Origin of the sequence: Marinovum sp. 2_MG-2023, from assembly GCF_030548265.1 — a bacterium.
GTDB lineage: Bacteria > Pseudomonadota > Alphaproteobacteria > Rhodobacterales > Rhodobacteraceae > Marinovum.
The window spans coordinates 60,880-74,799 of record NZ_JAUOSD010000002.1 but is presented as its reverse complement, the minus strand read 5'-3'; the positions used below and the strand labels follow the sequence as shown (position 1 = coordinate 74,799).

Below are 13,920 nucleotides of genomic sequence, written 5' to 3'. Positions count from 1 at the left end.
TTGGGCATTCGGGTGATGTGGGTGGGGCGGCCGCCCGATCCGTCGCGGGCGGCCGATGGTGCATTTCTCAGGCTTGGTTCAGCTCGATATCGGGGGTCTCTTCGCCGGAGCGTCCCAGCAGGACACCGGCAAGCAGGACAACACCGCCGCTGACCGCCAGGATGGACAAGGTTCCGACAAGCTCGCCATAGACAGAGCGCAGCGGCATGCCGATTGCGATGGCCAGAACGATGCCGCCGACAAACCCGACGGTGTTGGTCGGTTTCCACAGGATCGCCAGCACCAGCGGCAACAGGATCGAGGTCTTGAGCGCATAGGTCGTCAGCACCAGCGAGGTGAAATCAACCCCGGACAACACGATCATCGCCGCAATGAGCCCGCCCGACAGCATGGACAGCTTGGTGATGTAGAACAGCACCTTCTCGGTGGTTTGCGGGCGGAACCGGCGGATGATGTCGACCGCGACGATCGATGACAAGGCCGAGCTGGCACCATCAACGGTGGAGTAACATGCCGCCAGAATGGCCAGCACATAGGCAATGATCAGGACCATGGGCAGACCGATGTGGCTGACGATGTAGGGGCCGACCGCGATGATGTCGCCGCCGAAATCCTCGGGCACGACGCCATAGGCCAGCGCAACCAGACCCAGCATGCCAAGGCAGATCGGGATCGGGTAGAACAACAGCCCGGACCACATGAACGTGCGTCCGACCTGGTTCGGGCGGATCGCCCAGACCTTTTGCCAGAACGTCTGGTCCGCGACCGTGGCCGCCAAAAGACCAAAGGCCAGCGTGATCCCGAACCCTGCTGCGGCACCGGGTTCAAAAATTGACAGATCGGCTGCATTGTTGGCTTCGATGGCGGAAAAGACGCTGTCGGCACCGCCGTCGATCATGCCGAACACCGCGACCACCACGATGGCCGAAGGCACAGTGATCATCCAGGTGTTGATCGTGCCGGTCATGACGCTGGTCCAGAGGCCCCCAAAGTAGGAGTAGCCCAGCACAACAGCCACGGTCAGAAGCGTCGCGACCTTCCAATCAATCGGAAAGACGATCGACATGACGACAGATGTGCCTTTCAGGTTGATGAGAATTTCCAGCAGGATGCCGAAGATCATGGTTGTCGTGACCACGCCGGCGGCAATTTTCGACTCCGAAAATCGTTTGAAGATGAATTCGGAGATGGTGAAGCCCTCTGGCATCCGCTTCTTGAGGGTCTTGGCGAGGGGCACCATCGCCAGCACCGCCAACCCGTTGGGAACGACGAACCAGAACAGCCCCGACAATCCCCATTGATAGGTCATGGCAGAGCTCATCATCACGGCCATCGCCCAGGTCCAGACCGACACGACCGAGCCGATGCCGAAGCCCAAACCGATCTGCCGGTTGGCAATGATGTAGTCATTGGTGTTGCGTACAAGATATGTCTTGATGAAATACGCAATTGCGAGAAACACCAAGCCGGTGCCTATCATCAAGGTGAGCCCCAGCGGGGCACTTAATCCTTCTGTGGGGACGAGAACCGCCTTGTCCATTTTTCGTTTCCTTTGTCGGTGTGGCAATAGAGAGTGCAAAAGTCTTTATGCCTGACGTGGCCTGTAATTGGCCTGTTCAGATACAAAGTATGACAATTAGACTTTAAAACATTAGCCCGCTGCGCCGCAGAAGAATGAATTGGAAGATAGGTGCATTTTCATGAAATGGTTACAAATTAGGCGGAAAAAGATGGAAACGCCGATCTTTTTGACGCTCGTCTGTCATTGCGCTGCAATCTCTGATGGTTTGTCCGGCAACCATAAATTGTATTCGGCAAAGCGATTTGTGCGGAAACCTGTGATTCGAATCACATTTTCGCCCGCTGTTCCCCCAAAGATGGGCGCTCAGCGCCGTTTTATACGCTAACAGATCAAAATTTGGCTGTATGGGGGGGTCGTAATTGCCAGTTGCGGCGGGGTCGCCATGGCCCGCGACAGGTCGCGTAGCGTTCCGGGAGTGGCCTGGAAGTCGTGCAAGTGCCCCGCCGGCTCACCTGAGCGGGTCTGCGTAATTAGTAATTTTGATTTATAAATGGGGATGAGGCGTGCGGCGCCACATCTGACCTGTGCCTGGAAAGACATGTTGATCTATTTAAAGGCTGTCCTATGCGGAGAGGCAAAAGTCACGCGCGTTATGTCGGTGGGCAGTTATTAATGTCTGGATGAAGTTATTTGATATGGCCTTGTCTCCAATTGGGACTGAGCCTGCTGTCGGTCATGAAATTGACGGTCGGCAAATTAATTCGATGAAGTTGCAATAATAATTAATGGACCAGAAAATTAAATTGAGAGATGCTCTTTAATAATTAAGGCAACTCATTTCCCATCAAGTCAAAAGAACCCAAGCCAAAACCGAAATAAACAGCCAGCCAAACGCGCCGAGGAGAAGCGGGCGGAGGCCCTTTTCCTTCAGTTTACGGAAATCTGTCTCCAGGCCCATAGCGGCCAACGCGATTGTGAGCATGATTGTTGTGCCGGAAACCGTCACCTCACGGATCGGTGCGGGCAGGGGCGCAAAGGTGTTGATCACAATCACGGCGATAAATCCAAAGACAAACCAGGGAAGGGGTGCTGCGGCTTTTTCGTCTTGGCCACCGTGGCGCGCAGCAAGCGCACCAAGCACCAGGATCAGCGGCGCCAGCAGGGCAACCCGTGTGAGTTTGGCCACGGTTCCGAGCTGGCCGGACTCTTGCCCGTTTTGAAACGCGGCGCCGGTCACCTGGGCAACCTCGTGAACCGAGGCCCCAACCCAGAGCCCGTAATGTGCGTCACTCATCGCAAGCCATTGCGCCAGATGGGGAAACAGCACCATTGAAAGCGATCCGAACACCGTCACACAGGCAATGGCATAGGCCGCATCTTCATCGGTTCCGCGCACAACGGTATTCGCGGCCACAACAGCAGAAGCCCCACAAACAGAGGTCCCGACCGCAATCAATGCCGTCAGCCCGTCGTCGACCCCAAGCAGCCGGCCCACCAGTTTGATCGCGACAAAGGACGCAATCAGCGTCACCGCAACCGCCCCGAACCCGGTAAGCCCGATGGCGGCAAGCTGATCGAGTGAAAGTTGAAAGCCAAGCAGCACAATCGCGCAGCGCAGGATGCGGCGCAGCGAGAATTTGACGCCATCAACGAGCCGGACGTTCATCCCCAGGCTGTTCCGGATCGCAATGCCAAACACCATGGCCAACATAAGCGGGCTGAGCGCCTTGAGGCCGGTCAGCCCCTGCACGGCCATGGCCGCAAGCGCGATCCCTATGCACAGCGCCAATCCGGGCAGAATGGCAAATGCTGCGGGCAACAGGCCGCTGAAACGCGGGCGAATGGCAATTTTCGTGTGGGAAATCGTGTCAGTCATGTGCGGGGGACGTCCAGGTTCAGTAATTTCCTTCAGGGTTCCATGTTCCGCTTGACCATTCCATCGAATTATATTGATTGTATTCATCGACAAAATAGATTGATCGCATGACACTTGAACAACTTCGGATTTTTCTGGCCGTCGCCGAAGGGCAGCATGTTACCCGCGCGGCCAAGCGGTTGGGCCTGAGCCAATCCGCCGTGAGCGCCGCCATCGCGGCGCTTGAGACGCGCCATGCGGTGCAATTGTTTGACCGGGTGGGGCGGCGTATCGTGCTGACAGAGGTCGGCAATGCCTTCCTGCGCGAAGCGCAGGCGGTGCTGGCCCAGGCGGAAACCGCCGAATTGATGCTCGAGGATTTTTCCTCCACCCCGCGCGGGCGGTTGCGCATTCATGCCAGCCAGACCGTGGCGAGTTATTGGCTGCCATCACGGCTTGTGGCGTTGCACGACAAATACCCCAAGATCGCGGTGGAGATGTCGATTGGCAACACGGCGCAGGTGGCGGATGCGGTCCAGGATGGGCGCGCCGACCTTGGGTTGATCGAAGGCGAGGTCACGCATATGGCCTTGCGTCGTCAGGTCGTGGTCAGGGATTCGCTCTGTCTGATCATGGCGCCGGATCATCCGCGGGCGAAACAGGCGACGCTCGATCCGGCAGAATACATGACCGAAGACTGGATCTTGCGCGAACAAGGCTCCGGCACGCGATCAGAGTTCGAAGCGGTGCTGGAGGCGCATGCGCTTGGGGTGCAGAATTTGTCGATCGCATTGGAACTGCCGTCTAATGAGGCCGTGATCGCCGCTGTTGCGTCGGGGCGGTATTTCAGCGTGTTGTCACAGCGCGCCGTGGTCGCATCAGAGGCGGCGGGCTGGATCATAACCCGCCCGGTGCCGCATCCCAGCCGGCCTTTTGCGGTTCTGACCCATCCCGATCGCCATCGGACCCATGCCATGCGCGTGATGCTTGATATTCTTGCCCCCGGTTAACGGGGCCGCAGTTTTTTGAGCCCGGCGTTCTGATTCCGGTGGTCTGAACCGGGTTTCTGATCCGGGCGCGGCGCGCGCGATGCGGGATTCGTGTTTTCAGCTTTGCCCGTCGTTGACTCTGCGGCCGGCAAAGCGGCGTTCATACAGGCTGCGATAGGCTTCGGCCGAGGCCGGAAGATGCGCCCGAACGCTGGCTTCGTAGATGTCCGAGGATGTGCCGCGCAGCGCCTCGATGATGGCGAGATGCTGCTCCACGATGACCCGCATATGCTGTTTGTCATCGTATTTCACCACCCGGATCGGCTGGGCCATGCGGGCGTGTTTTGCGATCAGTTCCGCCAGTCTCGGGTTTGTGCAGCAGCTGTATTGAAGCTCGTGGAACTGCTGGTTCAGGTCATAAACCTCGCGGAATGCGCCGCGCTCCACCGCTGCACTGTGCCGCTGTGTAAGGTCGTCAAGCTGGCTTGTGACCTCGGGCGGGGCGGGCAGGGGCGTGCGCCGCGCCGCCGCGCATTCCAGCGCGATCCGCAGATCATAAAGCGTGTCCACCTCATCCGGTGTAAAGTCGACAACCTCGACCCCACGGCGGGGGCGGTGCACGAGCAGGCCCTGATTTTCCAGCTCGGCAAAGGCGTGACGCACGGCATGCCGTTTGGCGTCGTAATGTTCCATGACGCTGTCTTCGGTGATCCGCGTTCCGGGGGGGTAAACCCCAAAGATAATATCGTTTTCCAAGTCCGCCTGAAGGGATGTCGGCATTGTATCTGGCCTCGTAATGGTCCGCACGATCCTAGGCTGTGTGGCAATTTTCATCAACAATAATCTTATTGATAATCTTATTGACCAAATTATTACCCATTTGTATGGTCACATTTGTTTCAACTCGGGAGGTTCACATGAAACGATTTACCAGCGCGATTGCCATCGCCGCGGCGCTACTTGCATCAGGCGCCAGCGCCTGGGAGGCCAGCCCAGGCAAACCCCATGACGGCAAAACGGTTCATGTGTTGGCGGTGAAGTCCAGCCAGTTCGAAGCGCATGAAGCGCGGCTCGCCGCCTTTGAAGAGGCGACCGGAATTGATGTGGTCTATGACTATGTGCCCTTTCCCAACATGAAAGAGGCGCTGACCACAGAGATGGTTGCCGGTGGTGATTACGACGTGGTGTCGATCATGGACCAATGGGTGCCTTCGTTGCAGATGCTGGTGCAGCCAATCGAAGATGAGATCGCGGCGCAGGGTGTTGACCTTGGGGATTTTCCCGCCGCGCATTTGCGTCATGGACGGGTGAACGGCGCGCTGGTGGGTCTGCCGGTGCGCGGCCACGTGCAGCTGCTGTTCTATCGCAAGGATCTGCTGGCACAGGCCGGGGTCGAAGCGCCCTCGACATGGGACGATGTAGTGAGTGCCGCCAAAGCGGTGCAGGGGGCGACCGACGCCTCCGGGATCGCGTTGCCCTATGGCAAGTTGAACGGCCAGAATCTGATGGTCTGGATCAACCTGCTTTGGGGTCACGGTGGCGATCTGTTTGATGAAAACGGCGACCCGGCTTTCATCTCTGATGCGGGTATCGCCGCGACGGAGCAATATGTCAGCCTGCTGCGGGACGAAAAGATTGCCCCGGCGGGATCGGCCACCTTTGTCGAACAGGATGCGGTCAACAGCTTCAAACAGGGCAATTCAGCCATGCTGCCCGTGTGGTGGTGGGTGCGCTCGCAGCTTTCCGACCCCGAGCAATCCAAGCTGACCGCCGATCAGATCGGGTTTACCTCGCTGCCGTCGGTGGGGGATGCGGACAAGACAACCTTTACCAACACTTGGATCTTTGCTGTGACCCAAGGTGCCGACAGCAAGGATGCCGCGGCGGAATACCTTGGCTGGCTGACAGATCCGGCGCTGGAACGCGAGGTTCTGCTTGACGAAAACCTGAGCGAGGTTGTCGCGGTGCATTTTTCCAACCTGCGCGACGAAGAGGTCAACGCGCGTTGGGGCGGGATGCATTCCGCCGCTGCCGATGCTCTGGCCACGGCGGCGGGTATGGATTTCGGTGACAACTGGCCGCGGATTTCCGAAATCATCGAAACCGCGATTTCCAGCCTTGCCAGCGGCGAAGAGACCGACACCGCCACGGCGCTGAACCACGCGGCCGAGGAAATCCGGCGCATTCGCTGATCCCCGGTGTTCGGTGCGCCCCGTATCGCGGGGCGCGCCACGTTTCCCTATCAACAGAGGTGCGCCATGCAGGACAGGTCCCTGTCTTACCTACTGCTGGTCCCGGCATTCCTGATCGTGCTGGCGACAACGCTTTATCCGCTTGCCTATTCGCTGGTCACGGCCTTTCGCGAATGGGATCTGACCAAGCAACGCCGCCCCGGTGATTTCGTCGGGGTCGATAATTTCGGATACGCCTTTTCCGAACCGGGTTTTCAGAACTCGCTCTGGGTGACCTCGATCTTTGTGATCTCAAGTGTGATCCTGACCCTGGTGATCGCCATGTCGCTGGCGCTGCTCTTGCGGCGCAAGGGGCGGATGCATACCTTTACTCGGGTGATCCTGATCCTGCCGTTTGCGATGAGCCCGGCGCTGATCGGGGTCAGCTATCGTTTCATGTTCAACCCGGAATTCGGCGTCATCGCCAAGGGCCTCGGCGCGGTCTTTCCGGCGCTGGACGGCGTGCCCTGGCTGGCCAGTCCTGACCTTGCGATGGCCATTCTGGTGCTGACCGATGTCTGGCATTGGGCGCCTTACATGACCTTCATGTGCCTTGGCGGGTTGGCTTCGGTCCCGCGAGAGACAGAAGAGGCCGCCCGGATCGACGGGGCCTCCAACCTGCGGATCATATTCGGCATCGTGCTGCCGCAGATGAAGGGTGTGTTGCTGGTGGTGGCGGTGCTGAAGACGATCTTTGCGCTGAAAATGTTCGATCAGGTGGTGACCTTGACCGGCGGCGGCCCCGGCACCTCGACCGAGACGCTGGCCTTCTTCATCTTCAACGTCGGCTTCAAATGGTACGACATGGGCTATGCCTCGGCATTGGCCTGGATCCTCACCGCAATCATGATGCTGATCTCTGTCTGGTATGTCCGGATGCTGCTCAGCGAAAGAAAGATGGCCACGGCATGAGAAAATCCGTTTTCTGGTGGGTCGAGCGCGGATTGCTGCTGCTGATTTCCACCATCGTCCTCTTCCCCATCGCCTGGATGTTCCTGACCGCGTTCAAACGGCCGCGCGATGCCTATTCCCTGTCGTTGGATTTCAGCCCGACGCTGTCGAACTTTGTCACCGTGTTCTCCGATCCCTGGAACCTCGGCGATATGGTGTTGAATTCGGTGATTGTGGCATCGGTGACGGTGCTGATCGCGGTGCCCTGTGCCGCGCTCGCGGCTTATTCGTTTTCGCGGTTCCGGGTGCGGGGGCGCAAGTTCCTGTTCTTTCTGATCCTGTCGACCCAGTTCATTCCGGCGGTGGTGATCGTGCTGCCCTTCTTCCTGATGTTCCGGTCGCTGGGCTTGCTTGATACGCGACTTGCGCTGATCGTGGTCAACCTGGCCATTGTGACGCCCTTCGTGATCTGGATGATCAAGGGGTTCATCGACGCGATCCCGACCGACAGTGAGGAAGCGGCGATGATCGACGGGGCCTCGCGCCTCAGGGTGATCAAGGACATCGTGCTGCCAATGGCGGCGCCGGGCATCCTCACCTCGTCGATCTTCTGTTTCATCCTGACCTGGAACGAGTTCCTCTTTGCGCTGATCCTGACGCGCCGCGATGCTGTCACGCTGCCGGTGGGGCTGGTCAGTTTCCGCACCGAACGCGGCGACCTGTGGGAGCTGATGAGCGCCGCCGGGGTCATGATCACGGTGCCGATCTTCATCATGGCGCTCCTTATCCAGAAACATTTCACGCGCGGCATGACCGCTGGCGCAGTCAAATAGGGGGCCCGGGATATGGCCGAAGTACAACTCGTCGACGTGGAAAAACGCTATGGTTCCTTCCTCGCTGTGCCAAAACAGAGCCTGACCATCGAAGAAGGTGAATTCCTTGTTCTGCTGGGTCCATCGGGTTGTGGCAAGACCACAACCATGCGGATGATTGCCGGGCTGGAGGATATTACCGCGGGCGATCTGATGATTGCGGGCGAACGTGCCAACGACAAACCGCCCAAGGACCGCGACATCGCCATGGTGTTCCAGAACTACGGGCTTTATCCGCATATGACCGTGGCCGAAAACATCGGCTATCCGCTGAAGCTGCGCGGCATGGACCGCAAGGCGCGTGAGGCGCGGGTGCAGGAAACCGCCGAGAAGGTCGAGCTGCAAGCCTTGCTGAAACGCCGCCCTTCGGAATTGTCCGGTGGCCAGCGCCAGCGGGTTGCGCTGGCCCGGGCCATCGTGCGCACGCCCAAGATCTTTTTGATGGACGAGCCGCTGTCGAACCTTGATGCCAAATTGCGGGTGACCATGCGGGCCGAGCTGAAGCACCTGCATCATGAATTGGGGGTCACCACCGTCTATGTCACCCACGACCAGATGGAGGCGATGACGCTGGCATCCCGCGTCGCCATCATGCGCGAAGGCCGGATCGTGCAGCTGGATACGCCCAAGAAGATCTATTCCGAACCCGCCGACCTGTTTGTTGCGGGCTTTATCGGCTCGCCTTCGATGAATCTTGTCGAAGGCCGGATCACCGGTGGCCGTTTTGAGGCACCCGGCGTGTCATTGCCGGTGGCGGGGGCTGATCGCGGCGATGTCGTGTTGGGCATTCGCCCCGAGGATCTGCAGCTGACCGATCCCGGCGCGGCGCCGATTTCGGGCAATCTTTATGCGCTGGAGCTGACCGGCGATTCCACCTTGGTCACCCTGCGCAATGGCCGGACATCGGTCTGTACCCGCGCCCCGGCGGATTTCGAAGCCCCGATCGACGCGCCCTGCACCCTGGCCCCCAAGCCCGGTGCGCGCATCCACCTGTTTGACAAACAAACCGGCCAGCGTCTCGACGCGTGACCGAACCAGAAGGACACTGAAATGCCCAGACTTTCCCAGGCCGAGGCCGACGCCCGCCACGTCAAACGTGACGATTATGTCTCCTGCACGGTCGCCTTCATCGACTGCAAGAAGCCCGGCTCGCATCTGAAGGAAAACTATTCCATCATCGGCCCCGGCGTGACCTCGTCCGACGAACAGGTGATCAACCTGCCCGAACCGCATGGGTTCAACATCGGTGCGGCGGCCATGCCCAACGGCATCACCAACAATCTGCATGTGCACTTCACCGCCGAGGTGTTCATCGTGCAAAAGGGTGAATGGACCTTCCGTTGGGGCGCGCAAGGCGAGAATGAATTCATTGGCCGCGAGGGCGACATTCTTTCGGTGCCGACCTGGATCTTTCGTGGCTTTACCAACACCGGGCCGGATGACGGCTGGCTGTTTACCGCTTTGGGCGGTGACAACACCGGCGGCGTGATTTTCCACCCCGACATTATCCACGAGGCGGCGTTTTACGGGCTTTATATCTCGAACGACAACACGCTGATTGATACCTCTCGCGGTGACAAGGTGCCGGGCGAAGACGCGCGCATTGCGCCCATGCCCGACGAGGACGTTGCCCAACTGCGGGTCGTTTCACCCCAAGAGATGCGCCGCCGCGTCGTGACCGAAGGCGACCGGGATTTCCGGCCTGCCTTTGTTGACGCCCAGCTGCCCGGATGCGGGGCCGAGATCGCGCCGGTGATCGGATTTGGTCTGACGCAGAACCGCGATCACGCCGCCCCGGTCACCAATCCGCACGGCTTTTCGGTGGAATGGCTGCGGCTTGCGACGGGCGCACAGGTCAGCCCGTTCACCCTGTCGGAAAAGATGGTGCTCATCGTTCGCTCCGGTCAAATCCGGCTGACCTTGAATGAAGAGGCCGATGTGACGGTTGATCTGGCGGCGCGCGACACCTATTCCATTCCGGCGGATGCGGTTCGCACGATCATGGCAATTGGCGACACCCCGGCCGAGGTGTTGGTTGTTGTGTCTGGCGATCATCGCAAGCACCCGGTTTTTGCGGACGACATAATTGCGGCCGCGCGTGCCGGGGGTCTTGCGCTTGACGCCGGCGGATATGTGGCCAATGCGGCCCTTTTACCAGATTACAGGAGAGCAGGATAATGCGCAGCAATACAATCAAGACGCGGTTGGCCGCAGGTGAGACCGTGGTGAACGGGTGGCTTTCCATCGGGTCAACCTATTCCGCCGAAGGTGTCGGCCATTCCGGCGTCGATTCCGTCACCGTCGATCTGCAACACGGTATGTTGAGCTTTCAGGAGGCGCTGCACATGTTGCAGGCGCTGTCCTCTACCCCGGCCATTCCGCTGGTGCGGGTGCCGGATCTGGATCCGGCCCAGATCATGCATCTGCTTGACGCAGGCGCTTATGGCATCATCTGCCCGATGATCTCGACCCCGGAAGAGGCCGAGGCGCTGGTGTCGGCCTGCCGTTATCCGCCTTTTGGCACCCGCAGTTTCGGACCGTCGCGCGGTTTGCTCTATGGTGGCAAGGATTATGTCGCTGAGGCCAACGATACCGTGATGGTCATCCCGATGATCGAAACCGCCGAAGCCGTTGACCGGATTGACGATATCCTCGCGGTTGAGGGCGTCGACATGGTCTATATTGGGCCCAATGACCTGGCCTTTGCGGTTGATGGCCATGTGGGGTTTCCGCGCCCGAAATCAGAGGCGGCGATAACCAAGATCGTGGCCAGTGCAAAACGGCATGGCACCCCGGTGGGCATCTTCTGTTCGGACGCCAAAGACGCCCGCGCCCGCCGCGATCAGGGCTGTGCGCTGGTGACACCGGGCAATGACTTTGCCCATCTGACGCGCAGCGTGGCGGCGGCGGTTGCCGCATTGTCTGACGAAGAAGATGCGGCGGGGGCACAGGATCAGCCCGGCACCGGATATTGACCTCACGCCCGTGATCTTGCGGCCGGCTTTGGGGTCAGACCCCCGGTCGGCTGCGGCTGCGGCTGGTGCGCGTGAAACTGGCCGCGTGCGATGCGGCGGCGTGCCGTGGCGGGCGCGCCAATCCTGTGATTTGGGACCAAAATTCATGTGATTAGATCGGATTTCAGGAACCGATCACAATCGGGCGGCCGGGGCAAAACGCATCACGCGATGAAGGGGGGCAGACCCCGGTTGAACATTTGACCGAAACCCGGTTTTGCTGTCTTATGTTGCAAAAATCACAACTGTTGGACCAATGTATCTGCGCGGCTTGCAACTCTTTCGGGACATCGTTGTCACCGGCACCCTGGCCGAGGCCGCGAGCCGGGCCAATATGTCAAATTCCGCTGCCAGTCGGCTGCTGACACAGCTTGAATATCAGCTGGGGCTGACGCTTTTTTCGCGCACGCGGCGGGCGTTGGAATTGACCGAACATGGCATCCTTTTTTACCACCAGATCTCGAACACGCTGGACGGGTTGACGCAGATTCCCAATATCGCGCGTGAGGTGGCCAACAGAAGCAACCGCACCCTGTCAATTGTGGCCGCCGCCCCGATTGCAAACGGGCTTGTCGTGCCGCCACTGGCGCGGCTGGACGGCGAGGGCATCAGTTATGACGTCAATATCCATGTGGAAAGCCGCTTTGATATCGAAAGCAAGGTTGGCGGCGGCGGCTATGACATTGGCCTGATCTCCTTGCCGGTGGAAAACGAAATCGTGCCGCTGGATGTGCTGCCGTTGTTGCGCACGCGGCTGTGTGTGTTGACGCCTGCCGACCATCCCTTTGCCTCTTTGGACGAGGTGCCGGTCGATCGTTTGGCGGGTGAGAAATTCGTGACCCTGACAGCCAGTCAGCGCTGGCGCTTGCGACTGGATGAGGTGATGGGCAAGGCCGGGCATCGCCCCGACATCGCCTTTCAAACCGGGTCGTCGCTGGTCACCATGGAAATGGTGCGCAACGGCATCGGCATCACCCTGGCCGATATTGTCTTTGCGCCGGATGTGTCGCAGAAAACCGAGGTGTTGCGCCCGATCGAGGGCAACACCTGGATCACCTATGCCGCCGTTTTTGCCAAAGGGTCACGCGCCGCCCTGACAGAGCCGTTCCTGAATGCGCTTGGCGCGCATGTCGAACAACAAAGGGCGGCGCATGCTCAGGTCGCCGATTTGATGACCCTTATCTAGGCGTCGCAAGCTGGCGGGCCAGCGACCGGGCCATGGCTGCGGCCTCGGTTGCGATACGTTCGCTGTCGCCACAATATTCTGCGGGATCAAGCGCTTGTCGGATTTCATCAACCGTCAGATGGGTCGACACCTCTGGGTCGTTCTGCATGATCTCGGCCACGGTTGACGTGGGCGAGGGGCGTGCATCCAGCGCGTGGTGCACCACATCATGGGCCTGGGCGCGCCCGATCTTGGGGGCCAGTTTCATCATCAGATGTTCGGTGGCAATGGCCCCGCCGGTAAGGTGCACGTTGCTTTCCATCCGGTCGACATCAACCGAAAGCCGCTCCAAGAGCGTTTTGAAACTGTCCGTCATCCGCCAGGCCAATGGCACCGCATCGTCCAGCAACGCGCTGAGCAATTGGTTCACGGCGGCGTCGCCTTCGTGGCTTGTGCGCCCGGTTTCCAGCGCCATGCCCGACAGATTGCGCAGCTGCGATGCCTCGGCCAGCACCTGAACCACGAATTTCGGATTGATCTTGTGCGGCATGGTCGACGATCCGATTGTGCCCTGGTCAAGCCGCTCGGCCAGCTCGCCAATCTCCTGGGTCATGAGACCGTAGATCTCGCTGGCAATCCGATCCACCGTCATCGCCAACAGACAGAGCTGCACCACATAATCGGCAAAGATGTCATTGATGGCGCGGCCGGGCACAAGCATGTCCTGCAAACCAAAGCGCGCCGCAAGACGATGCTGAAGATCCTTTCCCTCAGCCCCAAAGGCATGAAAGGCCCCCACCGCGCCGCCAAAGGGCAGCGACGACAGCCGCTGTATTCCGCCATCCAGCCGCTGGACGGCGCGGCCCAGCTCTTCGATCCAGCCGGCAACCTTGAAGCCAAAGGTGATCGGCAGGGCATGTTGCCGGTTGGTCCGGCCCGCCATCAGCGTGGCGGAATGGTTCTCTGCCAGCAGCGCAAGATGCTGCAACGTGGCCTCCAGATTGATGCGAATGGCTTTGTCGGCCTCGCGCATCAACAGAATGCGCCCGGTCTGGGTGATGTTCTGGGTTGTGGCGCCCCAATGCACATAATCGCCCGCCTTGCCCGCTGCTTCGGCCAGCAACCGGGTCAGCGACAGGACCGGCGCCATGGTCATGCGCGCATGGGCCGCCATTGTTTCGGCACCAATATTTTCAAGCTTGGCGGCCTGACGGATCGCCTTGGCCGCCCAGTCGGGAATGATGCCCATTTCGCCCTGAACCTCGGCCAGGGCCGCCTCGACATCCAACCAGGATTGCCATTTGGATTCACGGCTGAACAGGGTCTGCGGCGTCAGCGCGCCACCGGTCCAGGCAAGCGCGCCTTCTTTGGTATTCATTGA

At 59.7% G+C, this 13,920-nt stretch carries 12 protein-coding genes; 8 read left to right on the top strand and 4 right to left on the bottom strand.

Translation table 11 applies throughout. The annotated features are described in order from the left end of the window. Positions 1 to 67: 67 nt before the first annotated feature. Entirely contained in the window at positions 68 to 1,540 is a 1,473-nt protein-coding gene (locus Q4577_RS03210; protein ID WP_303468751.1) for a hypothetical protein, read from the bottom strand. 826 nt (positions 1,541 to 2,366) lie between these two features. Continuing rightward, positions 2,367 to 3,398 carry a YeiH family protein gene (locus Q4577_RS03205; RefSeq protein WP_303468753.1) on the bottom strand — a complete coding sequence of 344 codons (1,032 nt, stop codon included), beginning with the start codon at positions 3,396 to 3,398 and terminating at the stop codon, positions 2,367 to 2,369. A 107-nt stretch (positions 3,399 to 3,505) separates the two neighbouring features. Between Q4577_RS03205 and Q4577_RS03200 the strand changes: the two genes are divergently transcribed. Continuing rightward, entirely contained in the window at positions 3,506 to 4,387 is an 882-nt protein-coding gene (locus Q4577_RS03200) for a LysR family transcriptional regulator (RefSeq protein ID WP_303468754.1), read from the top strand. Between the two features lie 96 nt (positions 4,388 to 4,483). Here the strand turns inward: Q4577_RS03200 and Q4577_RS03195 are convergent, their stop codons facing one another. Next, on the bottom strand, positions 4,484 to 5,146 hold the full coding sequence (locus Q4577_RS03195) for a GntR family transcriptional regulator (RefSeq protein ID WP_303468756.1): 663 nt from the start codon (positions 5,144 to 5,146) through the stop codon (positions 4,484 to 4,486). 137 nt (positions 5,147 to 5,283) lie between these two features. Here Q4577_RS03195 and Q4577_RS03190 point away from each other — a divergent pair, with 137 nt between their 5' ends. From Q4577_RS03190 to Q4577_RS03160, 7 genes are all read left to right on the top strand, one after another. Then, the gene (locus Q4577_RS03190) at positions 5,284 to 6,558 is read left to right on the top strand and encodes an ABC transporter substrate-binding protein (protein WP_303468758.1); all 1,275 of its coding nucleotides are present in this window, start codon (positions 5,284 to 5,286) and stop codon (positions 6,556 to 6,558) included. 66 nt (positions 6,559 to 6,624) lie between these two features. Continuing rightward, positions 6,625 to 7,509 carry a carbohydrate ABC transporter permease gene (locus Q4577_RS03185; RefSeq protein WP_303468759.1) on the top strand — a complete coding sequence of 295 codons (885 nt, stop codon included), beginning with the start codon at positions 6,625 to 6,627 and terminating at the stop codon, positions 7,507 to 7,509. Beyond that, positions 7,506 to 8,321 carry a carbohydrate ABC transporter permease gene (locus Q4577_RS03180; protein WP_303468761.1) on the top strand — a complete coding sequence of 272 codons (816 nt, stop codon included), beginning with the start codon at positions 7,506 to 7,508 and terminating at the stop codon, positions 8,319 to 8,321. The genes Q4577_RS03185 and Q4577_RS03180 overlap by 4 nt, the downstream gene beginning before the upstream one ends. 12 nt (positions 8,322 to 8,333) lie before the next feature. Beyond that, entirely contained in the window at positions 8,334 to 9,389 is a 1,056-nt protein-coding gene (locus tag Q4577_RS03175; RefSeq protein WP_303468762.1) for an ABC transporter ATP-binding protein, read from the top strand. Positions 9,390 to 9,410: 21 nt separating this feature from the next. Next, on the top strand, positions 9,411 to 10,538 hold the full coding sequence (locus Q4577_RS03170) for a hypothetical protein (protein WP_303468764.1): 1,128 nt from the start codon (positions 9,411 to 9,413) through the stop codon (positions 10,536 to 10,538). Beyond that, the gene (locus Q4577_RS03165; RefSeq protein ID WP_303468765.1) at positions 10,538 to 11,335 is read left to right on the top strand and encodes an HpcH/HpaI aldolase/citrate lyase family protein; all 798 of its coding nucleotides are present in this window, start codon (positions 10,538 to 10,540) and stop codon (positions 11,333 to 11,335) included. The genes Q4577_RS03170 and Q4577_RS03165 overlap by 1 nt, the downstream gene beginning before the upstream one ends. Before the next feature lie 295 nt (positions 11,336 to 11,630). Further along, positions 11,631 to 12,560: a LysR family transcriptional regulator gene (locus tag Q4577_RS03160; RefSeq protein WP_303468766.1), complete on the top strand. Its 930-nt coding sequence runs from the start codon at positions 11,631 to 11,633 to the stop codon at positions 12,558 to 12,560. On the opposite strand, the gene Q4577_RS03155 is transcribed toward Q4577_RS03160, so the two are convergent. Further along, a complete protein-coding gene (locus Q4577_RS03155) occupies positions 12,553 to 13,917 on the bottom strand; it encodes a lyase family protein (RefSeq protein WP_303468767.1) in 1,365 nt (454 codons plus the stop codon). The two genes, Q4577_RS03160 and Q4577_RS03155, sit on opposite strands and share 8 nt — an antisense overlap. Positions 13,918 to 13,920: the final 3 nt, after the last annotated feature.